19 protein-coding genes are annotated in these 23495 nt (G+C 48.6%); 9 read left to right on the plus strand and 10 right to left on the minus strand.

What is annotated here, in order from left to right; translation table 11 throughout:
* The first annotated feature begins 25 nt into the window (after positions 1-25).
* The 8 genes from L1N82_RS04170 (at position 26) to L1N82_RS04205 (ending at position 9781) form a co-directional block, all read left to right on the plus strand.
* Positions 26-1393, plus strand: coding sequence for a hypothetical protein (locus tag L1N82_RS04170; protein WP_235286095.1), 1368 nt, complete (start codon positions 26-28; stop codon positions 1391-1393).
* On the plus strand, positions 1368-2228 hold the full coding sequence (locus L1N82_RS04175; RefSeq protein WP_235286096.1) for a hypothetical protein: 861 nt from the start codon (positions 1368-1370) through the stop codon (positions 2226-2228). Before L1N82_RS04170 ends, L1N82_RS04175 begins: the two co-directional genes overlap by 26 nt.
* 421 nt (positions 2229-2649) lie before the next feature.
* Positions 2650-5805, plus strand: coding sequence for a hypothetical protein (locus L1N82_RS04180; protein WP_235286097.1), 3156 nt, complete (start codon positions 2650-2652; stop codon positions 5803-5805).
* Between the two features lie 246 nt (positions 5806-6051).
* Positions 6052-6579, plus strand: a complete 528-nt coding sequence (locus tag L1N82_RS04185; protein ID WP_235286158.1) for a sigma-70 family RNA polymerase sigma factor — start codon at positions 6052-6054, stop codon at positions 6577-6579.
* Positions 6566-7885 (plus strand): DUF4179 domain-containing protein, encoded by a 1320-nt coding sequence (locus L1N82_RS04190; RefSeq protein WP_235286098.1) that lies wholly within the window; start codon positions 6566-6568, stop codon positions 7883-7885. Before L1N82_RS04185 ends, L1N82_RS04190 begins: the two co-directional genes overlap by 14 nt.
* A gap of 116 nt (positions 7886-8001) precedes the next feature.
* Positions 8002-8565 carry a sigma-70 family RNA polymerase sigma factor gene (locus tag L1N82_RS04195; RefSeq protein ID WP_235286099.1) on the plus strand — a complete coding sequence of 188 codons (564 nt, stop codon included), beginning with the start codon at positions 8002-8004 and terminating at the stop codon, positions 8563-8565.
* A 121-nt stretch (positions 8566-8686) separates the two neighbouring features.
* Positions 8687-9058 carry a DUF3600 domain-containing protein gene (locus tag L1N82_RS04200; RefSeq protein WP_235286100.1) on the plus strand — a complete coding sequence of 124 codons (372 nt, stop codon included), beginning with the start codon at positions 8687-8689 and terminating at the stop codon, positions 9056-9058.
* Positions 9059-9307: 249 nt separating this feature from the next.
* Positions 9308-9781, plus strand: a complete 474-nt coding sequence (locus L1N82_RS04205) for a hypothetical protein (protein ID WP_235286101.1) — start codon at positions 9308-9310, stop codon at positions 9779-9781.
* Positions 9782-10350: 569 nt separating this feature from the next.
* On the opposite strand, the gene L1N82_RS04210 is transcribed toward L1N82_RS04205, so the two are convergent.
* Positions 10351-12279: a purple acid phosphatase family protein gene (locus tag L1N82_RS04210; protein ID WP_235286102.1), complete on the minus strand. Its 1929-nt coding sequence runs from the start codon at positions 12277-12279 to the stop codon at positions 10351-10353.
* A 260-nt stretch (positions 12280-12539) separates the two neighbouring features.
* Positions 12540-13577, minus strand: a complete 1038-nt coding sequence (locus tag L1N82_RS04215; protein WP_235286103.1) for a glycoside hydrolase family 88/105 protein — start codon at positions 13575-13577, stop codon at positions 12540-12542.
* 205 nt (positions 13578-13782) lie between these two features.
* Here L1N82_RS04215 and L1N82_RS04220 point away from each other — a divergent pair, with 205 nt between their 5' ends.
* Positions 13783-14631 carry an AraC family transcriptional regulator gene (locus tag L1N82_RS04220; protein ID WP_328284423.1) on the plus strand — a complete coding sequence of 283 codons (849 nt, stop codon included), beginning with the start codon at positions 13783-13785 and terminating at the stop codon, positions 14629-14631.
* A gap of 107 nt (positions 14632-14738) precedes the next feature.
* On the opposite strand, the gene L1N82_RS04225 is transcribed toward L1N82_RS04220, so the two are convergent.
* The 8 genes from L1N82_RS04225 to phnC form a co-directional block, all read right to left on the minus strand.
* Positions 14739-15929, minus strand: coding sequence for a glycosyl hydrolase family 28-related protein (locus L1N82_RS04225; RefSeq protein ID WP_235286160.1), 1191 nt, complete (start codon positions 15927-15929; stop codon positions 14739-14741).
* A gap of 263 nt (positions 15930-16192) precedes the next feature.
* Complete coding sequence (locus L1N82_RS04230) at positions 16193-17320, minus strand: hypothetical protein (RefSeq protein ID WP_235286104.1); 1128 nt, start codon at positions 17318-17320, stop codon at positions 16193-16195.
* The gene (locus tag L1N82_RS04235; RefSeq protein ID WP_235286105.1) at positions 17317-17841 is read right to left on the minus strand and encodes an RNA polymerase sigma factor; all 525 of its coding nucleotides are present in this window, start codon (positions 17839-17841) and stop codon (positions 17317-17319) included. The genes L1N82_RS04230 and L1N82_RS04235 overlap by 4 nt, the downstream gene beginning before the upstream one ends.
* Before the next feature lie 318 nt (positions 17842-18159).
* The gene (locus L1N82_RS04240) at positions 18160-19845 is read right to left on the minus strand and encodes a S41 family peptidase (protein WP_235286106.1); all 1686 of its coding nucleotides are present in this window, start codon (positions 19843-19845) and stop codon (positions 18160-18162) included.
* Between the two features lie 267 nt (positions 19846-20112).
* Positions 20113-20748 carry a hypothetical protein gene (locus L1N82_RS04245; protein ID WP_235286107.1) on the minus strand — a complete coding sequence of 212 codons (636 nt, stop codon included), beginning with the start codon at positions 20746-20748 and terminating at the stop codon, positions 20113-20115.
* Positions 20749-20755: 7 nt separating this feature from the next.
* Positions 20756-21682, minus strand: a complete 927-nt coding sequence (locus L1N82_RS23390) for a DUF3885 domain-containing protein (protein WP_235286108.1) — start codon at positions 21680-21682, stop codon at positions 20756-20758.
* Positions 21683-21868: 186 nt separating this feature from the next.
* Positions 21869-22666, minus strand: a complete 798-nt coding sequence (locus L1N82_RS04255) for a tyrosine-protein phosphatase (RefSeq protein ID WP_235286109.1) — start codon at positions 22664-22666, stop codon at positions 21869-21871.
* 48 nt (positions 22667-22714) lie between these two features.
* Entirely contained in the window at positions 22715-23491 is a 777-nt protein-coding gene (gene phnC, locus L1N82_RS04260) for a phosphonate ABC transporter ATP-binding protein (protein ID WP_235286110.1), read from the minus strand.
* Between the last annotated feature and the right edge of the window lie 4 nt (positions 23492-23495).

A 23495-nucleotide genomic window follows, 5' to 3' on the forward strand; every position in this document is an offset into this window, starting at 1 on the left:
TTACACATAGATAGGAGCCAGAATTATGGGAGAGTCTATCCGTTTCTCGCAAAGGTGTGAACCGCCGTTGAAAGCCGGAACCTACCGTATTCAGGTTGAACAGGTTACCAGCATCAACTGCCGGCTCGCAAGTGAAAATACCGACTTCAAGGTTACTTCCGAAAGATTTTTCTTATCTCCAGATCAGATCTATTCCGTCTACCCGCCTAGAGAGGCTGTCGGCAACTATGCGGAATGTCTTCCCCATATCGTACTGAATCGCAGAACCCTTCCCTGGGAGCGGGCTTTGCTTAAAGGCCAATCACACATGCCCTGGCTCGCTCTTCTTGTGTTCGACGAGACGGAAGACATCCGGCTTCACGAAAGCACTGTTGGAAAAGCCCTGCAGGCGGAAGCTGGAGTTTATGTCCCTTCTCTCCTTCTCGAAGAGCATGAAAAACCGGAAGATCCATGCACCTACGTACATATTCCGACGAAGCTCTTATCAGAACTATTACCGTATCCTGAAGCTTTATCCCTGCTCGCTCACGGTAAGGGCGTAAGCCTGGATCGCAAAGTGACTGATGCTGCCGTTAAGGATGACTGGTTTGCTACAGTTGTCACGAACCGGTTTTGTCTGGAGCCCGACGAGGACCGCCAGATCATTCGTCATACCGCTTGTCTCGTATCATTGGAAGGATACGAGACCTGTCTTGCCAGCAAACAAAGCCGAATTGACACATTGGCCAATGTCCATACGGCCAGGATGATCGTGCTGGCTAACTGGCATTTCTCGATGGCCCGAAGAGACTTTGATTACGGGTCGGCATTTGCTTCACTGGATGCCGCTATGCTGTCAACCCCTTACCATGGAAATAACGAGCAAATTCAGAGGCTGTGCAGACTCGGATACTATCCGATGAATCAACATGTACGGGACGGAAGCCAAGTTGTGTCGTGGTATCAGTCTCCGCTAGTTCCTTATGATGAGCCGAAGAAAACGGTCAAAAGCGTACGTTTTGCTGATCAGCTGCTTGCTTATGATCCGGAATTAGGCATGATGGATATTCGCTATTCCAGCGCATGGCAGATCGGAAGATCTATGGCGCTGTCGGATCAATCTTATGCCCAAAAGCTGTATTCGTGGCGCCAGAGCAATGAAACGCTCGCCCGGACCTCGGTCTATCAAGGTCTCTTAAGCATGCATCTTTCTTCTCCTCTACATGATAAAGGGGTCCGTGATTGGGAGGAACAGCGCTCAATCGGTTACTCATTCGTTAAAAAAGCTCGAGACCCCGAAAGCACCGGCTCACAAGCCAGCGCAAAAAAAATCCTTATAGAGCAGCTTAATGAGCGATACAAAACTTTGCTGAATGAGGTGGTTTCTGATGCAAGCCCGGACGGATTGGGATAATTCGCCACATGTTATTCGCAGGCAGGTTCGCCGTGTGTTGGGAGAGCTTGCTGCGCTTGCGAAGGATCAGCCTGTTAGTCCGGAACCCCACGACGATGAATTGATCGCCTGGCTGAGCCAATTATGCTTGCTGGTGAACTTGCCTTTTCATTACTTGATCCCTGCAGAATCGATGCTGCCGGCAAACTCCATTCGTTTGTTTTATGTGAATCCTAACTGGCTTCAGGCACTAGTTGACGGAGCTTGCAGCTTGGGAAGAAATGCGTCACTGGACCTGACCCACGATCAAGAATTAATAGATGCAGTAATTACCCAAATCGGTAAACGAGTGAAGGCTGTCCGTCCCTTGCTTCAGAACAAGACCGTTACGCCCAAAGAATTAGAAGATGAAGTACAAGCCATAGGCGGATTTCTTCTGCGTTCGCCTTTGGTCCGCGGCTGGAGAGGGCTGGAATTTAAAGCCCTCTCTTCTCAAGGGACCTCCCTGCGGGCATTGCGAATTGAACTTTTGTCCGATGATGTGCTGATCGGACTGTTTGAAGGAGTCCCGTATACACTTGAAATGGCTCAGCCGCCGGAAGGTTTTTTCTTCGGATTCAACCGAATTAATGGAGAGTTTTCGAAGCGATTGAGAGATTTGGATAGCGGCGAGCTGCTCTCTGAATCGGACTCGGTTGAAGTCGTGCTGCAAAACAAAGATATGCGAACCATCGATGTATACCAAACGGCAAAGAATATGGAGACATATTTTCAAAAGGAGGTCACTTCCGCCGAGTTTGCGCTACAGATGATTAAAACTCCCTATATCGGCAGAGTGATCCGGAAAGACGAATAAGAGTACATGGCATTAACGGCTATGAATATGGAATGGAGTGAGGTGCCTGGGAATGAGAATACCAACTTTGCCCAAAAGTAATATACTGTGTGTACCAATGAAGGTCCAAGCGATGATGGTCGGACAAACTCCGTCTCCTACTGTCTTTGCTGATATCGCTGATAATTTTTCCAGAATCGCCAGAGATCCATTAGGCGATCAAGTCCCCCCCCCCAACATGGGCGAAAAGACACAGGAAAAGCCGGGAATCCATCTGAGCTGGATATTGCCTAAAGGCCTAAGACAGGGAGTGCAAAACGAGGAAGATCTTGAGCCGGCATATCCTGTGGTGCCTAACCGCTGGATTGTTTCCCGGCTATGGTCAACTAAGAGACAACCTGACCAGGTATTATGCAGGCACTGGATCGTCGAAAGTGATGCGATGGAAAAAGAAAGAGGCCCGAATTTCGGAAATGAAGATAGTTTGACTTATCCCAAGCTTGATGATCCCCTGTCCCCTTACCGGATATTGGGCCGCTCCTTCCCTTTTGAAGCGAATTTGAACGAGCCTCTGGAAAGGCTTCAAAACCTTAACGCACTGGGGCCTGGTAATCCCGCCTTTTCTGCCATGTACCCCTACCATGTCAATGTATTCGGCTTTTATGATGAACTGATGGACCAGTCTGGGAATCGCCTGGAAGATATCAGCGTCAGCTACGTCATACGGGGCTATTACCACAATTATCCTGCCTTGATCGAATCGGAGGAGGTTTGCAGGAACCGATATGGATGGATGCCTCCGGAAGGTTTGATCTATCCCGCCTTCCCCGTTCTGCACGGCGTTGTAACCGGCCTGAGTTGGGTCGATGACGGCAAGGATTACAACGGCCGGTTTATCAGTAGTCTTCCTATGCCGAAACTGGCCGCTGGCAATTCGTCCGTTGAAGCGGTTTCTGCTTTGCATGCTGCAAATAACTTATCGAACGAGCGTTTGATGCGTGTCTTATTACATGATCAAAGTCATAAGCTTATGAACTTGAACGGCATCTATCATGCAGACTACACAGACCATGAGAGGCGGTTTCAAATTGCTGCGGAACAGAACAGCTATGTACTGCAAAGCAGCATTAGCGACGATAATCAACAGGGTCCTCCAGATTTATCCCCAGATGAGCAGCGTCTCTTCCGGAACCTGCAGCAAGGACTCCGTAACCGTTATAAACATCAATCTGATGCAGATGCGAAACGTGCGGCGATCTACGATCTCTGGTGCAAATATATTATTACTGCCTATACCATTACACCTATGGGCAACGAACCGGCAAAAGAGCGGATGGAACAATATGAGTATGAATTGGCGAGGGAAATCCAGTCGCTGAATCTTACGGAATCCGCGTTGGAAGATCTCGGGGAACACCTCAAGACCCTGGAGCAACAATTGTCCGATTCTATCCAGAGCTTCTATGATTTGCAGCAGACGGCGGGCGACCGGTTCTACGAGCCCAATTCGCCGGTTCTCCTCCTCTCGGGCGCAAGTCGCGGGAATCTCTTCGATTCGAATCCCGCTGACGGAGGGCTTCTAAAGTGCAGGCTGCTTGGCCAGACGATTAAATCTTTGAAGTTTGATTTTAAATTCAGGGAAAATCTTTATTCGCTATCCCTTCATACAGATCAGCTCCTTCCCAGGGGGCAAGTTAAAGGGGTTTATCCTGAGCTGCTGCTTGAAGCGCTGCTGTTCACATCGGACATTGCGGAGCTCCTGGTACCATTAATCGGTCAGCAGCTGGATCTCCTGCCGTTGTCGGAGGATGAGCATAACTATTTGCTGAAAGTCGTTAATCAAGTGCTGGAGGACTTCACTAAGAGAGGTATACAGCATGAGCTGCCTGACCCGATGTTTCTGAATGTATGGAGAGAACCATGGAATCCTGTACTCCTGTGCTGGCGGGGACTGTATTATCCGGATCAAAATCTTGTCGGCAGCCATCCGAAGCTGGATAACTGGAATTTTCAAGGAACGGATTATGTGTATCACACTAACGAACCGGATACCCGGGAGTCAGTGGTCATGGAGGGCAGGATTTTTTTGACCCCCCATATCGCAGAACAGCTTCATGCTATGACGCTTAAGCAATTGGGCGTAGAGGATGCGCAGACGTATGGTGACTTGACTCAATTAGACTACCTCTCTCAGACCTTGGAAGGCTTCAATGAACGTTTTTTGATGAGTCAGCTTGCGCTGCGTTTTCCTATCATGGTGTTCAATAACGGAAGTGCGGAGCTGGCTGACCTTGTCAGGAACGCGCTTGGTTCATTTGCTGCAGAAAAACCGTTGTTCAACTCGTTCTTTTCCCCTTTAAGGGGAGGTTGGTTTAAGCTGGATAAACTCAGATTGATTGATACATTCGGTCAATTTCAGGAGATACGATGCGATCAATATGCGATAGCTGAAGATATGAGAATGTCACCTGTTCCGATTGGACAGTACATGATGCTTCCTCCGCGTTTCATGCAGCCCACCCGGCTCGAATTCAACTGGATTCAGGCACGCAGCGGGGCAAACTGTGACTTTAATCTTCCGGATTCTCCAATTTGCGGCTGGATGATTCCTAATTATTTGGATCAAAGCTTATTGATTTACGATGAAGATGGTTATATGCTCGGAAGTCTGATTGTAACGGCTTTTGACGGGGATCGAATCCATTGGAGAAATGCGCCGGGCACGCCGGAAAGAGAGCCATTGGGGGGAGGCACGGCAGGACTGCCCGATGGAATAAACCCGGATATGAAGGCTTTTCTGAATGAGTTTCTGCGCCGAAGCCGAGAACATCAGGAGGATGTGCTCACCCCGTTTCTTGACCTGATCGACTCGGCCCTGTGGGAAATCCATCAGCCAGATTCCGCAGGTTCTAGCGGTCTTAGCCAATATGCAGGAAAGCCGCTTGCCTTGGTGAAAGCATCTGTAAAGCTGGTTCAGGCCGGGCCGCCTGAAGTTTATAAATTTTTTGATACCTTCAAAGGGCCAGATTCCCCTCCGGATATCTCTATCCAACCGTTTAAAATGCCTCTATGGATTGGCGAAACTCATCACACGGGAGATGGCGCGATTGGTTTTTTTGTCCATGATGGTCAGACCGGCTATAAACAGTTCAACAGCTCTTTTGCCGATACCGGATATGCGTCCGATTATTTCAAACATAATCATCAGGTTGATGTTCCTGCTGATGATCAAGCAAATGGTACAGCTTTATCCCTGATTATGGATCCTTATGCAAGTATACATCTCATTAGCGGTATGCTGCCTGTTTCGGAACATCAACTTCCCCAAGATCGAATTGAAGCTGCATTAAAAAGGCTCTATCTGACCTTTTATCTTGGACCGCTTCTTGCAGGAGGAGAAAGCTATGTCATGCCGCTCACGCAATTGCCCAACAGACAATGGGAATTTATTACGCCCGAGGATGATGGAGAATGGGTTGAAACTACGGATCTCCAGCCCTCCAATGGGAATGCCTTTCTGATTTCATCTCCTCTTCGTGCAGTGGAAGGCTGGCTGAAGTTGAAACTAGCGGAATCGTCCGAATCGGAATCCCAATAAGCAGACAATATGATATTTAAAAAAACTCTTCCTTGAGATATAGATGGCTGGAATCCATCTTCCCAAAGGAGAGTTTATTTTATATCCCTTCCTTCATGGCCTCGAAGCCCCTCCCCTAACTGCAAGGAGACTACTATTTTATTAGAAATGGTATATTTTTGTCTAACTTCATGTAACCAAATGCCCTACTCCCCGATCTAATCACTAGAACTTGAAAAGTTGTGAAGGAGGACATTCGATGTGCAAATGGAACAAGATGTAATAACTGCCCAAAGAGGGGATCGGGAGGCTTTTGTCCGTCTCATAAAAAATGTCGAGCTAAGTTTATATCGGGTAGCTAAATCAATCCTCAGACGAGATGAGGATTGTGCAGACGCTATACAGGAGACGATCCTCAAGGCATATTCGGGGATAAATGTTTTAAAGGAACCGGCTTTCTTTAAAACCTGGATCATACGGATTCTCATTAATGAATGTAACAAAATACTCCAGAAGCAGAAGACTGTTACGAAGGTTGATGAACACCTGCTCGGTGCCGCCTACTTCTCCGATTATGAGAAAGTTGATCTGAGAGAGGCCGTTGATCGATTAGATGAAAAACTGCGAATCGTTGTTATTCTATATTATTTTGAAGATATTTCCCTTAAGCAAATTGCTGAAACGCTTGGAACCTCAGAAGGAGCAATTAAAGCTAGACTCCACCGGGCAAGAAAAATACTTGCTGATTGGCTCAAATACACTCAGGAAGGGAAGGTTGGCTATGAACCATGTTAATATTGATGAAGAAATTAGACCATTCATTGAAGATTCTCCACATGAACTTCCTGATATGATTAGAAACCGTATCGATCATACATTGGCTTCTCTACCACCGTTAACATCCAAACGTAAACAGCGTCTTACTAGAACTATCGTTTACGTATCGACCGCCGCTGCACTCCTGGTTGTTGGTATTATAGGAGCGGGATTCATCTCTCCAGCCATGGCTAATACGCTAAAACAAATTCCGTTCATCGAGTCCGTATTTAAACTTGCAGGTGATCTGGGTCTGCAAACAGCAGAGGAGAAAAACTTGACCACTCCCATCCAACAAAGCGTTACAATCGACGGGGTAACCATCACGATTACAGAAGTCTTCTACGATGGGTCGCGTCTGTCCGTCGGCATTGTTCAGCACTCGCCAGACGGTATTAAAGAGATATTAGAAGTAGAGCCGGTCATCAATGGAAAAAGTGTGCACTTTCCGGGAAGCGGCTCTGATATGGCACCTTCAAACGACAATATAACAGATACCACTGTTATTCAGTACATGCCAGAGTATGCACTTCCTGATTCATTTGATCTAAAGCTGCTCGTGTTCATCAAAGGCATGGAGGATAAAAGGTTTGAGTTTGATTTCAAAGTTAATAAAACCGAAAGCCGTATTGTTACCCCAATGGTGAGTAAGACGCACCAGAATTTGACGGCAACCGTTCAAGAAATACAGATCTCTCCAGGAACAATAGGTTTGGTCATGAACACCAAACTGCCTGAAGGCAAAACTGTGCCGCAGTACGCGTTATTTGATGAACGGGGAATCAGGTTGCAAACCATACATGAACACGGTTATGGCGAGAAATTGAATAATATGATGAACATGACTTCGGAGCTCAAATTTACCCCATTAGAATCCATGCCTCAATCTGTAACTGTAAAAGCTTATTATAAGACTATCGAAAAAACAGTGGATAATAGCGTCCGTGTTGACCGTATGCCATCTGTTAAGGAGCCGATTATTCTCGAGCAAGGTGAACGGGGGCGTTTTGAGATCACGCAGATTGAGAGGCTTCCAGATAAAACTATTGTTCATTATCGTGCTGTCGGTGACGATCCGTATGGAATGGTATTCTGGATAAACGACGATTCAGGTACAACCATTACACACAGGGGACTACAGGTAGTTAATCAGGAGAACTATGAATTTGTTGTGGAATTCCCTGCATTAAGCCAAGCGCAGTCCATTCATTTTGTAACAAACGGAAGTGTTCATATAGATTACATCAACGAATTGGAAATGACGATTCCTCTTCATAACGAATGAATGCAAGGGGCAGCTGCCAGCCGGCACTGCTCCTTCCTGTTTTATTTTATCTCTTACTGAACCTTTCTCGCTGCCGGAGCGAATTAAGGGTTGTAACCTGTTCAGGAGGGGCCCCTATGAATGATAACGAGTTACATATATGGCTTGAAAAAGCAGCAATTGGCGATGAGTCGGCCTTTCACCTTGTCTATCAGGCGACTCACCAGGACGTCTATCGGACGGTTGCTTTTCTCGTCTACAACAAACAAGATATTGAGGATATCGTGAATGAGGTTTACATGCGCATGTGGCGTTCATTTCACACCTACGACCCGAATCGTCCGTTCCGGTTTTGGCTGCACGGAATTACGGTCCGTCTGGTACAGGATTGGAAAAGAAAGGCCTGGCGGCGAATTCGCCTCTTTGAACGAAATCGCCAGCTGATCAGCGAACATTGCGACTGGACGGATAAAGCTGTCCTGCAGTCCGAAATGCAGCATGATCTGTTCGGCCTTGTCCGCCAATTGTCGTACAAACTGCGTGTGGTCGTCATCCTGCGTTATTTTCACGATTATGCTCTGGAAGAAATCGCAGACATTCTGCAAATCCCCGTTGGCACAGTGAAATCCAGGCATCATCTGGCATTGAAGGAACTCCGGAAACAATTCGGAATGACGGGAGGAGACGCGTATGTCAATTGACAAGGAATTGCGTGATGAGCTGCGCCAGGTGGCAGATTCGATGCACTGTCCACCCCATCTAGATGAACGTGTCCGTCAGTCTTATCAACACTATCTAAACGAAAAGAGAGGTAGATCTCCCATGAAAAAACGCTTGATCGCAGGTATAATTGCAGTGGCAATTCTGATTCCATCTGCCGTGTTTGCTTCCTCCTATCTAGCCGATGATATATTCGGTTCTTCTGAAGCCATTGAACAGCGCGGCGGTTCCCAGGAAGCTTATCAAGAAATTGATGGAATGCTTCAAACGGCAAAAGCCAAGCTCACGGAAGACGAATTCAAGGAGTTTAAGGAATCGTTTAAGCAGCTGATGCAGCTGAAGCTGAAGATTACAGACGAGAATGGAATCAAACATGAGGGGAAGCTGACCGAAAAAGAACAGCAGCAGTGGCAGGAGCTAGGCTCCAAGCTGGCCCCTTACTTCGAGAAGATTCAAGGAACTGAGAAGCAGTAAAGAAACTGGGACCCGTCCGATGTGGATTGGGTCCCTTTTCTTCCCCGCTCCACTCTCCCTCTCTACAGATCATGATATCGGTACTAAGCCTGTTTGTTTACCAAATGGATACTGAACTACACCGACTTCCTCGGACATATGGATACGATGTATAGTTATATTAGCCCTAGCCCTTAATGCGGGAGGTGTTAAGTGAAAACCGTGAACACGGAAGGCAAGAAAGTAAAAGTCGTCTGGCGTGATTTTAGCGTGACGAGATCTGCATATATAAAAGGCATCGGGGTCGCGTTGATAGCCGTAGCTGCGCTGATGAGCGGTTGTACCTCTAATAAAGAACTGAGCAGCCCTTCGCTTACAACGTTCCGGGAACAGATCATGGAATCCATCCCAAGCATCAAAGTCTTGCCAGTCGAAGCCAAGCCGACACGAGTGCTGTTTCGATATCGGTTTGACAAGGCGCCTGACGCTAGTATACAGCTGAACATTGTCAAATTGACGGATGACTATATGCGAACTCCACCTTTTGACTCCGAAGTGCTGGCTTCTTATTACGACGAATTTAGCAAAGCGGATCGCATTCCTCCGCACATCGCCCTTGCCATGGACATAGACGATGACGGCGAAGCAAACTTCGAATATTATGCCTCACTGGGCCAAGACGGCGAGTGGTCGTGGCGGTACAGCGATTACAAAAATAAGCATGAAACAGTGACGCTGCCTTAGTTTTTGACGACAACCATTCGATTGGGCCTCCGACAAGCTCATTAATAGTCTGTTAGTCAGTTTTTCTTCTTTGTACTATATAAACGAGATATAAGAAAAATATAGATGCACTTATTAGAATCAAGGGCACTTTCCAGGGCCTGCTAACAATTCCTATTAAATACGCTAAGGGGGCAATTGAAATAATAATAACTACGTTTTCCTTAACCATACTAGGATAAGGAAAAGTCTTTACAATGCGATACAATATTAATAATCAAGACGGTAAAATACACCACTACAAGGAACGTTAGCATCGTCAGTCATCCCCATTCGTAAGTCGTAATATATCGAGATTATATCATAGGAGATTGCTTCTATTTCAGGAGGGTGTCTGCATGGGCGAGAATTCTGTCTACAAACCAAACATCATAGGTGCTGGCGAGGTTGGCCGCGCCATCTCGGTCAATATGAATAAGAATATTGTTCATTAAACTAACAGCTCCTATTGGAATACAAAACGGTCGTATAAATACGGAACTAAGGACAGAACACCGCTTTAGAAGCTTTGTTCTGTCCTTAGTTTTATTCTATGCCGCTGTTTGGGTGGCTGGTGTAACGACTGAAGCGTTCAGCTCCATGGACCAATATTGATCAGAGCTGTTGGCGCTGCGCTGGTGTACTTCGGCAGCTAGTACGTTTACGCCATTAATAAGCTTGCCTTTGAGCGCATCTGTCAGGTCGGCAGTAACGGTCCGGGGTTCGTTTATTGTATTCGCACTGAGCGTCTGGTAGCTGATCTCGCCAGATGGCATGTTCCAGCGGTATACTTCCGAGCCATTGGCATACAGAACGAATCCGTCGTCTACCCCGAATTTTCCGGTGAGACTGATGATTTGGTCGGCTTGATCAACCATAATGGCTTTACGAAAGTACGAAGTAATGTATTTGCGGCTGCTGCTCGGACCGTAGCTGATCGTTGTTTTGACAGGACCCAAGCTGCTGGTTGTCTTACTGGCAGGATAGCCGAGCGGAGCGGCACCTGATTTCCAGCTGCTGTCATCAAAATTGACTGCACGCCAGGCTGTACCTTGATCCGTACCATTATCGAGGTATTTCCAGACAGAAGCGCCATCAACGAGTACGGTGTTACGGACAGTACGGGACGGATCCTTGACTATGGAATACGTATCGACTGCCTGCATGGTGTCGGTGCGGTAGGTGGTAATTGCGAATGTTGTTGGCGTAACGTCCACTGTCGCGAAGGTTGGAACGCGCAGCTGGCTTCTGACACTGGAGTAAGGCTCCGCTGTCGTCTTCATGGAATAGTACTTGCTGCCGCTTGCGGAGTTGGCTGTCAGATATAGAGTGCCCTCTGGGTTTACAACCCTCCCGCTGCTATCGGTCTGCTGGTTCTTAAGCGGAATATCGCCTTTCATTTGATAAGTACGGACATAGGAATGATCATGCCCCATAAAGACTACATCGATGCCCAGATCATCAAAGACCGGAACAAGTGCCTTGCGCAGGTTCACAATATAGGACTCTGTTGAATGGCTGGCGGCACTGTATATGGAATGATGCAGGGTGACGAACTTCCACTTGGCGCTCGGGTGTGCTGCAGTCGCCTGCTGCAGAAAAGCCTTGTGCGAAGCGCCGTTGTTATTATTGGTGTTCAGGACCATGAAAAGCGCATCGCCGTAAGTGTAATAGTAGTTGCCCCCTGCTGCCGTTACCCCATACGTCTTCGACTCATTCGGTTGGTTAAAGTGATACGTATAGTTCACTGCGTTGTCATGATTGCCTGGAGTTGTGGCTACGGGCAGTCGGCGAAGAACGCCTGGACTGAAGTACTGTTCGTACTGCGATTCACTGGTTGCTATGTTTACCTGATCCCCAGCTGACATGATAAAACTATAATCCGGGAACATCCCGGCAGCTTTATTAAGGGTGTCCGTCCAGCCTGCCGCGTCGGCAGCTAGATTGCCTGAACCAATCTGCGGATCACCTATGAACAGAAACCGGAATGAATCGGAGCGTTGTGTTTCTACTGTGTAGACGGGACTCCAATGCCCTTCCAGTCCGTCTCCCAGACGGTAAACATACGAGGTGGACGGCTTGAGGCCGGTAACGGTTACCTTGTTAGAGGCGTATCCGCTCGCAGCACGCGAAGCTTGACCGGTGAAGGTCATTGCCCTGCTTGAAGGAAATTGGCTTCCTGTCATGGCTGACTTTTCCGCAATCTGCACAACGCTGCCTACAGGGTTGACAGGTGAATACCACGCAAAGTTCAGCTCGGATTCATTGCGTCCAGGTGCCATGGATAGATGGGTGGCTTTGTAGCTGCTGTCAGCAAGTGCGCTTGCCTCCTGCTCGGATTGCAGCATACCGGTAGCAGACGACTCGTCGACGGGAGCGTTAAGCTGCCCAGTACTTTCAAAAGCTGCTTGTCCAGCTGCAGGGGACGTCGAAAGCACTTCAGCGTGAGCTTTAATGGCAAGGAAACTGGAGAAGATCATGGCAAAAATCAGTAGTGTAATTAACCAACTTCTTTCTTTTCGATGGTAGCCAGCGTATCGGATCATGTCCGGTTTTCCACTCCTTGTTATTCATTTAGCCGCTCATCCGCGCGGATTTCTCTGAGGGCTTGAGAATACTATAGAATGGTTTCGTCAACAGAAATTAATCTTATTTTGAATAAATGGTAAAAATTTGATGTTCTTATGCCACGATTTACATAACGAGAGCCGCCCTTTAAGGACGGCCCCTCTCATTTCTTTTATCCGCGAGCGCTCTCTTGATTCTCTAATGCAGCCGTCAACAAGGCGAGCGCCAATCCCTGTCCCCAGCCCTGTGCCCATTTGCGGTCGATGCCGAGGTATCCGGCTATATCGTTCATGACAGCGGTACCGCCCGAAACGTTCAGCACCCGTCCCTTATCCGTAATGTTAGAGATCGTTCCGTCCAGCGCCTTTTGGACGTACTTCGCATGCAGCGGATTCCCCTGCGTGATCATTGCGGCTGCAATGCCTGCGGTTGCCGAAACTTCGCCGTACGCATCCGGATAGTCAAGCACAGTGCCCCAGAGCCCGTCTTCCTTCTGCAGCTTCTTGAGCGCCGCAAGCTGGTCGCGCAGTGAACTCCAGATATGCATCATCGGCGGATACAGGTAGGCTTCCGGCAGTACCTTCGCCGCGCGGGACATCGTGTAGGCCGCCCACGCGTTCGCGCGCGCCCAATAGATGCCGGACATATGGTCCTTATTGATATTGTTGTACCCATGGTACCAAAGGCCGGTCTCCTCATCCTGCAGATAGTTGATATGCCAGAAGTACTGGTGCAGCGCATCCTCGATCAGCGCCTTATTCCCCTGCATAATACCGACCCGCAGCATAAAATAGCCCGCCATGAACAGCGTATCGGCCCAAGCCTGTTCAGGAAAATCGTTCTTGGCAGACACGGTGTGCTGGAGCACCCGGTCCCCGAAGCGCAGGGCTTTGTTCTCCAAATAGTCGATCTTGCTCATGATAAGATCCAGATATTTCTGCTCCTTCGTATACTCATATACCGTCACGAGCATGTGCCCCATCGCGCAGGCGTTAACTGTCCAAACCGGGAGACCTGCTTCGATATATTCATCGCAGAACTCTATCATTCGCTCTACATAATTCTCGTTCCCCGTCGCTTCGAACGCCCGGCTGACACCGTAATAGGCAACTCCGCACGGCCAGTCCCAGGTCAAGTCCATGCCTAGCGTGTAATCCGCCACGCGATCGATAATTTGTTTAAGCTCCGCTGGGTCATTTTGCAGTTTCATATCCTATGCCTCCATATCTCGTCATATTCAAACATGCTGCCTGATCTGTCGAAGAACTCGGATTTTATTGCTCCCTATTGCTTACTACCACCATCCTAGCACAAAGGAATGTACATGTTTTGCATATTTTCCCGAATTCATCTCATATCTTGCGCTCTCGCCGGGGTCAGGTATAATGAAAGACAAAGATTAGGAAAGTAGCGAGGTGCGAGCGTTGGGAGAACTTCTCTTCGAGAATAGCAAAGAAACCTTTGTGGTCCATCACCGGAAGGCGATGAGCCATCATATGGTGAGCAGCCACTTTCATCGAACATACGAAATCTATTATCTGATGTCCGGCAAGCGTGAATTTTTCATTAAGGACCGGACCATCGTCATTGAAGAAGGCGATATGATCATCCTGTCTCCGAATATCCTGCACCGGACGACGAACACCGAGATACCCGAGCATGAACGCTTCATTGTGAACATCCACGAAAGCTATTTGACCGCGCCGGATGGTTCTCACGCGGAAGCCCTGAATCCGCTGTTCGGGAAGGAATATATCTATCTGAAAGGCTCATCAAGGGGCAGGGCCATTATCGAGCCGATCGCCAACAGCATTATCCGGGAAGTACAGGAGAAGAAGCCCGGCTTCGAGCGGTATGCGCAGGCCTTAACGCTGCAGCTGCTCATTGAGTGCTGCCGTCTGCTCTCCGAATCCGGTTACAACGCGCCGGCACCGACCAGCTCCAAGCATGAACGGATCTCGGAGGTCGTTCGTTTCATTAACAGTCACTATATGGAGGAGCTGTCGCTCGAGCGACTTGCTGAACGATTTTACATCAGCCCCTACTATCTGAGCAGATTCTTCAAGGAAGCAACCGGCTTTACCTACGTGGAATATCTGAACAATGTCCGGATCAAGGAAGCGATGACGCTGCTACTCAGCTCCTCCATGAAAGCGAATATGATTGCGAAGCGGGTCGGGTTTGGAAGCGTGACGCATTTCGGAAGAGTGTTCAAGCAGATTACCGGATACCCCCCTTCCTTTTATCGTAAAGACGGCAGGTAAAGTTAGAACGACTCACCGGTAACGGCCCTCCGTCCGCAAAAAAACCTCCAGCAACGCTTTGCGTTATCTGGAGGTTGTGAATAACAACCGTAACACTATCCGGCTCCTTACCGCGTATTCGTGTTGCCGCGGACGGTATTGCCGCTGCCGCCTTCGATACTGACAGACGTACCGGATGTGCTCGTAACGTTGTTCAGAATTTGATTGTTATTCGAGTTACCCGTTACCCGGATACCGAAATTCCGGAAGCTTGAATAGGTTGACATGCGATTGCCCGAAACTTCATTGCTGCTTGCATTTGACAAGCGGATCGTCTCCGGATTGAGCGCTGTGTTCACCTGCTGAATGGTATTTCCTCTGAAGTAGTTGTTGTTTGATTCAACAAGAATACCGTGAATGCGGGAATCCACAATCGTGTTATTCTCAATCGTATTGTATCTGGCGCCAGTGGTCAGAAAGATCCCTCGCGGGTAATTGACGATCCGGTTGTTCTTCACCGTATTGTATTCGCCGCCGTTAGGAATGCGGATACCGCCGTACGTATCGCTTTGCTGCACGCTGTTGATAATCTCATTGTCTGTTACGACAGAGTGGGCAGCACGGGACAAATTAATGCCGCTGCCGCCACTGGAATTCGTGATGCGGTTCTTGGTAATCTGGACATTGCGGAATTCCCCGACCGGGTAGCTCTCATGCCCTGCTGCAATCGCATGCCCGCTGGTCCGGTCGAACACGCTGTTCGTAATAATCGAATCCTTCGTTCTTCTCAGCAGCGCACCAATCGTTGTATCCCGGATTTCTACATTAGAGAGGGTCAGTCTGCGGATGTCTGCATCCATATTAATGCCGCCGACCTGTCCAAGACCACGTGCAGCACGGTTTGTGCGATCCGCATCAATTGTCAGATAAGAGACAGTCGCGTTCAGATCGCTGTTCCCCCTCAGGATCGGATTGCCGAATACATAGCTGCCCACCGTGCCAGTCTTCTTGATGATCGTCTTCCCCATTCCGTCTCCGATCAGGCTCACACCTGCATGCAGACGCACGGCATTATCTACATAGTAGGTGCCCGCCGGAAGATACACCGTTCCTTGAACGCCTCTGTCATAAAAATGCTTCATAGCCGCATGCAGTGCAGCCGATTGATCACTAACCACACCCGCCCTCACACCAAAATCACGTGCGTTAACGGTTTCTGCCGCATAGATCTTTGAATTGTTACCCGGGACATATACAGCCGCCACAAGCGTCAGGCACAAAACAGCAATCAGGGAAACCTTCCATTTACTTAACTTCATCTTCACTAGATCCCTCCAAGTCATTATTTGCCTGCCCGTTCTTAACGGCTAGTCTAGCAGTCTAGCAGCAATCTACGGCAGCACACCTCCTTCTTTGGAAATGACCTATGTGTAAAACGCCCCACTCTTGGCAAACGCTTACAGTATAAATTATAGCGAACATTGGAAGCGTATACAATAATCTTGTGACTCGTTTATCCCTTCTTTACCAAAATGAAACGAGGCTGCCGATTTTACCGGTAGCCTCGCCCTTGTATTATCTGTCAAAGCTCGATCTCAACCACTTTACCAGTGATATCGCCGTTATCCTCTACCGTAAATACAAGCACCATTACCTTCCCATCTTCTCTCTCACTGAATTGGATAGGTATATCGCCCGTCTGACCTTCCGGCAATCGGTCAGGGGGTATTATGATGTTCCAGTCACCATACTTATAGTTGATTCTCCCTTGCTCATCGTATGTTACTTTTTGTACAGATCCAGGGATTGTTGTTCCTTTGCCTTCGGAGAATTTATTCTTCCATTGCACTGTTTTTCTCGCCATTTCAGCTACTGCATCGCCGTCGGTCGCCTCTGGTTTCATCAGTTCCCGTAAATACGCATCTGCCTTTGCGGAATCGGCTTTCGACTTATCTAGAGGAAGATCGAACAATACGGCAACCCCCTGATAGTCCGTACGTACGCTCATTTCGCCTGACTTCTCATCGTACGTGATCGCATCAATGCTGAAGAAGCTCGTGCCGCCGATAACGGCCAGATACGCACCTTTGTCAGCAAACTTTTGCACTTCATCGCATTCGATGATTCTGTACATGATACCGTCCGTTACGCTTTCACTATATGCGCCGTGCATCGAGGCGAGGTTGTACTGCCAAGGCTTTAAACCCTTGATGAGTGGCGATACGAAAAAAGGGACTTCACTGTATTCCGGATCGTTCGCTGTGGGCATAGGACTTCCATCTGCCTTGGCAATGGATACGACGGCATAAGTTTTCTCTGGAGACAACTCACTTGACGGATTTTTCAGTCCCTGCAATCCGGCTCCAGAGACGATGCCGTGCAACGTAATCTCATAGCCTTTAGAAACAACGGACTCATTGATTTCAACCGCGTCGCTGCTTGTGAAAGCTTCAGCTAATAATTCTTCTCTCATATGCTCGGCTATCTGCTGGGAACTTATAAGCTTTATGGCTGCAAATGCAGACACCGATATAACAAGCGTACACACAGCAACCAGCACTCCTATAGAAAATCTTTTGATATAAGGGGACCTTGTTTTGCTTTTCTCCTTATACCGGTTCATGATGTCTCTGTTCAATTGCTCTTCAGGCCTAGCATCCGAAGCCAATGCTAGCCGGAGCAGTCGGTCCCACTGATCGGAGTCACTCACAGGGAATCCACCTCCAATTCCTTTTTCATTGCTTTTCTGGCTTGATATAGCCTGCTTTTAACCGTTCCAGACGGGATTTTCAATACAGATGCGATTTCCTCAATAGACATATCCACGGTATAGTACATATACAGCGGAATCTTTAATTTATCGCAAAGACCGTCTGCGGCGGCTTGAATCTTGCAGCGCAGCTCCATAGAAAGTACAGCATCTTCAGGGGAATCTTCACTAATGAACACGTAGGACGTGTCGGCGGCTTCGTTGAACGCTACCGTAGGCGCAATTCTCTGCCTCCAGGAGAACTTCCGGCGCTGGTTCTTGCGGAGTCCAACCGCAATTGACAGGAGAAAAGCCTTCGGATTCCGAGTTCGGTCTAATTTAGAATGCCCTTCTATCGCCTTGAGCAACGTTTCCTGGTAGAGATCATCTGCATCTTCCTTGTTTCGCATAAGTCTGAGGCAAAATCCGTAGAGCGCCTTGCCATGCTGATCGATTAAATCGTTAAGCTCTTCGATATCCAAGTATCTTCTCCTTTCTTAATCGCTCGTTCATTCCTATATGGTCATAACTTGAGTAACGGTTCAATAAGCAAACATTAAAAAAGCGATAAACGAATTATCGTTCATCGCTGAAATAAAAAGATTAAACCTTATGAATTACAGTCGTACAGCCTAAACCAAACGATTATAACATAACTCTTCATCGGCATAATTGCTAGTCTTATTCTTCCACTAGTCGTTAAGTACGTTCTCATCAACTTTCATCTCCGAAGTGAAAATGCATTAACCTTTCCCTATAAAACAAGCGGACCCCACAACGGAGGCCCGCTTGCTGATCATTTATTGCTTATCGCCCTGCGATTGCAGCAGCAGCGCAGCTGCAGCAGAAATCAGGTCGCGATTATCGCTCAGCACATCATCGCGGGTCAGGCGGTGAATGGCATCAGGCTGTATTCCCAGGTCCTCAAGGGGCAGGCCCGCTTTATCACCTACACGTGTCGTCTGACGGATAGCAACCCGCATGAATGTACCGCCGGGCAGCTCCTCGAAGGGAGAGTCTGGTCCTGGCAGAAGAGCTCTTAACAGATCGTGTGTGAACACATTGGCCCCGCCCGCTCCAGTATTATCATCTACCCCGAGTATTTTGCCGATCTTGTTGTCCTGAAAGCCTGCTGCGAAGATATCGGTTGTACTGTAACAGCGGGCGTCTGTAATCAAGACAGCGCTGCCGTTATACTGCCTTCCTATGCTGTTGGTGAGTTCAGGAGATTCAATTGTGAAGCCTTGCGAGTAGATGGAGCCGGTAATCGTGGAGAGGTCAATCGAGTTGACCCATTGTTTGGCAAACCCGCCTAACGCATCTGAATTAGCAATAGCAAGAGTGATTTCGTTATTAATAAAATGAAGTCGTTCGGCTTCAATCTGGTTGGAGCTGAAGAGCTGCAGCAGTCGTTCGCCGTTCATGATGATTCCGCCGCCATTCCCGCGCACGTCAATAATTACGCCTTTCTCGGGCAGCAGCTTCAGAATCCGGATTACCTCATTCACAAAGGCGTCCGGCTCAGGATTGCTGAAGGTCCGAATACGCAGGTAGCCGATTTGTCCATGAGGAGTATCTACTGGACGAAATTGAAAGGTGTCCGGGTAACGGCTTCTGCTCTTGAAGAAATCCTTCTTCTTCTCGTTGAGAGGTTCGTCAGATGTACGGAGATCGGCAGCCTCTTTGCTCACATCAATGGCACTTGGGGAGAACAGCACCTTACGGGCGTTATTAGTAAGCTCCATATTAAGATCCAGCCCGTTAGCAGTTGCAAATTCCCCGGTTGCAGCCGGTGCCAGAATCTCGTTAAACGAGCTGATTTGATTCACCTGCCAGGGCAGCTGGATGCTGTAGTCCTGGTTATCGCTGCTGTACCCGACAATGACCCAATGTTCGGCTGGCGGCAGCGACATGGCAAGCGGCCTTACAGTCATGGCGTCCAGCCCTCGTACGTGGCGGGCTGCCTTGTTGCTGCCTGCTTCACGGTCGGCATTAATGGCCACTGCCTGGTCGATCGGGACGCCGTTCCAATAGTTGATCTCGACTCCTGGTTTAAACGTATCGTGCTGGAAGCCGGGGATCAGCTTGGTAACGATATAATGCCGTTGATCATTGCCATCATAGTACTCCTCTATGAGGAACGGTAGAAACGCAGTAGACTGATTATATGGAGCAGGCAGAATATAATTGGTATGCAGATCGCGCAATTCTTTGAAAATTCGAAGCATTTCGCAGTGAAACTCCCGTTCTGTCAGGGTGTGCATTTGGCGGCGCAGAATCTTCAGCTGTTGTACCGGATTGATGGCATACATAGCTTGTTTAAGCGGCAGGTGAACGTAGACAGAGTCAATTAATACCAGTGCCTGGTCTATGATCGTACGGCGTTCTGCTAATGATAGTTCGAGTTCGTTCGTTGTTTCCAGGAATTCAGCAAGTGTAACGGAGTCTTTAAAAAGCGGGTTCGTAGACTTAATTGTCAATGCCATTCGTGTATCCTCCTTAGCCTGCCAAGATTAACTGCTATTACAGCTAGGGACTGAAGGTTCCGTAACGCCTCGGGTCAATGATTCGCAGGGGTCATTCGTATATCCTAATTGTATGTCCGCTTGAATTTATTGTAAATATAAACTTATCTTACAATTCTGTAAGGCGCTTAATAGGTGTAGTCTACGTACTGCCCTGCCCAACTAAAAAAAGCCGCGTGCTTGCGCACCGGCTGGCCTGATCAAGACCCCTTCCTTCTGGACTGTTCATTAGTCACTAGTATTCAGGTTTGTATAAAATCTGTCTATGTTTCCTTTGCTCAAGGCATAGTTGATTAAAGCTTTGTCGTAGCCGGCGGTCCGGAAAATCCTGCAGATTTCTCTAATTCTGCTCTCCAAGCCGCGGTTCATATTGGTCTCCAGCTGAATCTCCAGCGGGATGACAGGCAGTGATAAGCCGTTATAAGGAACCCGTTTAACGTGCTCCCAGACATGCGGGCCATTCTCCCAAAACCCTGAGCCGTGTATGTACTCGGTTAGCGTTACGGGTCGGATGTTAGCAGCTTCAAGCTTGATACCATCAGCCGCGAGCCGCGCAAACGTCCACTCATTGTCAGCAAAGTCGGTAAATGTCTTAACGGGTGAAGCCGCTGTTGAGAACCATTCCTCAATGGGTATATCCTCTTCTAGTGAGGAAGTATTGTCATGAACAAAAGCACTTAAAGCCACTGTAATCTTATGAACATCACCTGCTTCTGGTACAAGAAGGTCGATATCACCGGGAATAATTTCACAGCCCTGAAGGAAGGAGCTAACTGATCCGGCGAAGACATACTGCACGTCTTTTTCATGAAGTTTTTTTGCTATATTTTCAACTGTATTCTTTACTTGATTGGACGAAGCCAATAGAAGTTCAACCTCCGGTGCAGGATTTAGAATCAAGCTTTTCGAAGCTCCATCCGTCATAGCTGCCATATTTTTTGCCGTACATGCACATAAGAAGAGTTTGATAATCAATAAGCGCCAAAGCCTGTGCTTTAGAAGCAGTATACGTGACCTGATCATTTGTCGATAGAATTCGCTGGATCGTGAATGAGGTTAACGAGATTTCCTCCTCAAACTTGTCGGCATGGATGGACGGTATCTTGAAATCATGCGTAACGTGACAGATATTAGCGCGTCTAAGGTTGATTCCTGAATCCGTAACTTTCTTGTTGTTGTATGCGCGCCGATTCTTCTGTTCTTCATCTGTTTCTATGATACCAGCGAGTCCTTCGCCAAATATGCCGTCAATTTCGTATCGGTTATAATCAAGAATCCATTTCCGGTGTAAATGGTAAAATGGCAGAAGAGAGCTTTTATCAGAACTGAAAACATCACAGCCCCGATCGTCATACATATGAAACAATATGTCTTTTGTTTGGTTATACAGGTAAATCCTTCCCCCGGAGTCAGGCTTACGTATGAAGTCGGTATTCTCAATGGCTTCAAGCAAATAGGGCATTAGAATTTCCTTCGCTTTAACTTCGACAGACCATTCTTTTGTCCAAAGATCTTCATCCGATTCATCAAATTCATATGGCAGGATGCGCGACCGTACTTGTGGTAATCTTGATCTGAAAAAGCGCTTTAACCGAACTTTCCCGACTTGTCGGTCACTTCTGTCATAGCTGGTACGATGGATAAAAACCACATTGTCCTCGGGTTCAATAATGGAACGGTATATGGACCGTGCTCTTCGGAGACTCTCGCATCGATAGGCCTCACCCACCAGATTTTCGAGTCCGAGTTCATAGCGTATGTAAGGACCATGACTGGTCATTTCTTTTACAATATTCACGAAGTATGCCCCCGCCTAACTTATCCTCGATTGATTATTTCCCAGCTTATCAGTTTACAGCCATGCAAGTCCATAACTTGATCCAGAAAAAGGCAGACATAATAAAAAGGCAGCCGGACGGCTGCCCTACCTTAACATTCATGTATAAGCCGCATATTTCATTTCGCCTGGAATCTCCGGTACATTCTACTCCAAGCAATACGCCCGCAGCTTATCCCGCCGCTCAGGCGTCAAACCGAACTCTTGCTTAAAGTAAGCATCATAGCTTCCATAACGGCCTTTGATTGCATCAAGCGCTGCTTCCAAATAAGCCGGCTTAGCCGCCATCATCGCTTCGAAGCTCAACAGCCCCTGCTCATCGAGATGAGGAGCAAGGCGCGCCTTGATAGCTGCTGTGAACGAAGCAAGTCCTTCATTGGTGAGCAGGTAATCGGCCATGACCGTCTCTTCCGGCACGCCGAGTGCCAGCAGGATCAGTGCCGATCCCACGCCCGTTCGGTCCTTGCCCGCCGCACAGTGATGCAGGAGGCCGAGGCGCGCCGGTTCCTGAATAACCGCCATCAGCCGCTGATACGACGCGTTCCGGAATGGCAGCTTTGCATAGAAGCCGGCCAGCATATCCGGCCCGAACGCAGCCGGCAGTCCGCCGGCCAGCAGCTCCTCGATTGAGCCTGCGGCCGATACTGGCACCGACGGATCGACAGCCAGCGCAGGGATGCACTCGTAAGCAGCGCCTGCAATGGCCGGATTGGGCTTCCGCGCGGCTTCCTCCTCATGCCGGTAGTCGAGGACCGTCTTGATGCCGAGGGTCTGCAGATGCTCCAGATCGCCTGGCGTCAGACCGTGCAGCTCAGCTGAGCGGAAGAACAGCCCGTATTTGACCCTCCTCCCGTCTACCGTTTCATAGCCCCCCATATCGCGGAAATTGTGTACTCCTTCATACGGAATCATCCGGTCATCCGGATATACAGCATAGCTGCTCATCTAAACACCCTCTCGTTTCCGTTAAAATGTATCGCCTAGCCTATCCGATTAGATGGCTGCTTTGTGGAACATCTCATCTTCTTTGCCCTCATATAAATACTGCGTGATGTCGCTCGTCAGCTGGTCGGACGGCCCGTCGAACACGACCCGTCCCGCCTTGATCCCGACGATGCGCGTGGCATAGGCTTTCGCGTAATCGACCTGGTGAAGATTGACCAGGCAGGCGATCCCCTGTTCCCGGCAGTTGGTGTGAATCGCATCCATCACCGTCTTCGACGACTTTGGATCAAGCGACGCAATTGGTTCGTCAGCGAGTATAAGAGAAGGCTTCTGCGCAAGCGCCCGGCAGACGCCGACGCGCTGCTTCTGCCCGCCGGACAGCTCATCCGCACGCTTGTACACCTCGTTCTCAAGCCCGACCTTTTCCAGGAGCGCAATGGCTTCCTCCTTATCGGCCTCCGGGTAGCGGCCCAGCATGCCCGCGAGCGAGCCCATATAGCCAAGCCGGCCGTGCAGCACATTTTCCAGAACGCTGGAGCGGTAGACAAGATTGTAATGCTGGAAAATCATCCCCATCCTTGCCCGGATACTGCGGAGCTCACGTTTGTTCGCACACACCACATCCTCGCCGAGGAAGGTAATTCTTCCTTCTGTAGGCTCAATCAGCCGGTTCATGCAGCGCAGCAGTGTAGACTTGCCCGCACCGCTCGGTCCGATGACCGCAATGAATTCACCCGGCTGCACAGTCAGGTCGATGCCGTTCAATCCCCATGTACCCGCCGAATACTGTTTTTTCAGCCCTTGTATGGTCAGAATCGGTTCCATTATG

Origin of the sequence: Paenibacillus tarimensis (assembly GCF_021532315.1) — a bacterium.
In the GTDB taxonomy this organism is placed as follows: domain Bacteria; phylum Bacillota; class Bacilli; order Paenibacillales; family Paenibacillaceae; genus Paenibacillus_I; species Paenibacillus_I tarimensis.

Excerpts from the sequence above, each read along its gene's own strand:
- L1N82_RS04240 (WP_235286106.1), bottom strand. The coding sequence starts at position 19,845 with ATGGCATTGACAATTAAGTCTACGAACCCGCTTTTTAAAGACTCCGTT.
- L1N82_RS04255 (WP_235286109.1), bottom strand. The coding sequence starts at position 22,666 with ATGAGCAGCTATGCTGTATATCCGGATGACCGGATGATTCCGTATGAA.
- L1N82_RS04170 (WP_235286095.1), top strand. The coding sequence starts at position 26 with ATGGGAGAGTCTATCCGTTTCTCGCAAAGGTGTGAACCGCCGTTGAAA.
- L1N82_RS04195 (WP_235286099.1), top strand. The coding sequence starts at position 8,002 with ATGAATGATAACGAGTTACATATATGGCTTGAAAAAGCAGCAATTGGC.
- L1N82_RS04185 (WP_235286158.1), top strand. The coding sequence starts at position 6,052 with ATGGAACAAGATGTAATAACTGCCCAAAGAGGGGATCGGGAGGCTTTT.
- L1N82_RS04215 (WP_235286103.1), bottom strand. The coding sequence starts at position 13,577 with ATGAAACTGCAAAATGACCCAGCGGAGCTTAAACAAATTATCGATCGC.
- phnC (WP_235286110.1), bottom strand. The coding sequence starts at position 23,491 with ATGGAACCGATTCTGACCATACAAGGGCTGAAAAAACAGTATTCGGCG.
- L1N82_RS04225 (WP_235286160.1), bottom strand. The coding sequence starts at position 15,929 with ATGAAGTTAAGTAAATGGAAGGTTTCCCTGATTGCTGTTTTGTGCCTG.
- L1N82_RS04200 (WP_235286100.1), top strand. The coding sequence starts at position 8,687 with ATGAAAAAACGCTTGATCGCAGGTATAATTGCAGTGGCAATTCTGATT.
- L1N82_RS04175 (WP_235286096.1), top strand. The coding sequence starts at position 1,368 with ATGCAAGCCCGGACGGATTGGGATAATTCGCCACATGTTATTCGCAGG.
- L1N82_RS04190 (WP_235286098.1), top strand. The coding sequence starts at position 6,566 with ATGAACCATGTTAATATTGATGAAGAAATTAGACCATTCATTGAAGAT.
- L1N82_RS04210 (WP_235286102.1), bottom strand. The coding sequence starts at position 12,279 with ATGATCTTCTCCAGTTTCCTTGCCATTAAAGCTCACGCTGAAGTGCTT.
- L1N82_RS04180 (WP_235286097.1), top strand. The coding sequence starts at position 2,650 with ATGGAAAAAGAAAGAGGCCCGAATTTCGGAAATGAAGATAGTTTGACT.